At 67.9% G+C, this 610-nt stretch carries 1 protein-coding gene; it reads left to right on the top strand.

Annotation, left to right across the window (positions count from 1 at the left end; all coding sequences use genetic code 11):
* A partial coding sequence (locus IFT80_RS21520; protein WP_192138400.1) for a hypothetical protein occupies positions 1 to 610 on the top strand: 610 nt, incomplete at both ends.

The following is a 610-nucleotide window of genomic DNA, read 5'->3' on the forward strand; positions in this document are numbered from 1 at the left end:
CCCAAGGCATCCGGTGGCACCCTGGCACCAGAGTCCATCAGCGAAAACACCGTCGAGGTCATCGTGCTGGCCAACCCGCTGCTGGCCAGCGGCAGCACCGTGACCCTGATCTGGAGTGGCACCGGCCCCGGCGGGGCGGTGTATCACGAAGAGCGGCGCGCGGTCGACAGCGGCAACGCCGGTGGGCCGCTGAGCATCCTGGTGCTCAAGGACATGGCGCTGCAACTCATCGGCGGCACACTGGAGGTGTCCTACACCGTCAAGCTGGCCGACGGCACGGTGTACCGTTCGCCCGCCCTGGCCTTGACCGTGGTCGGCGCCGGCGCCTCGCTGCCCGCGCCCACCTTCAGCCCGGCGTTGAAACCTGGCGACGTGCTGGACCCCGCCGACCTGGCTACGGGCGGCATCACCGTCAAGGTCACCGTCGGCTCGCCGTTGTACGTCGGCGGCAAGGCGCGGCTGCACTGGGAGGGCTCGAGCGCGAGCATCAACCCGCCGGTGGAACTGCCCATCACTGCGGTAGGGGATTTGAGCTTCTGGGTGGACAAGACCCGCTACGTGAACCCCAACCTCAATGGCTCGGTCAACGTGTGGTACGAGCTGATTCCCA

Origin of the sequence: Pseudomonas sp. CFBP 8771 (assembly GCF_014841695.1) — a bacterium.
In the GTDB taxonomy this organism is placed as follows: Bacteria; Pseudomonadota; Gammaproteobacteria; order Pseudomonadales; family Pseudomonadaceae; genus Aquipseudomonas; species Aquipseudomonas baltica.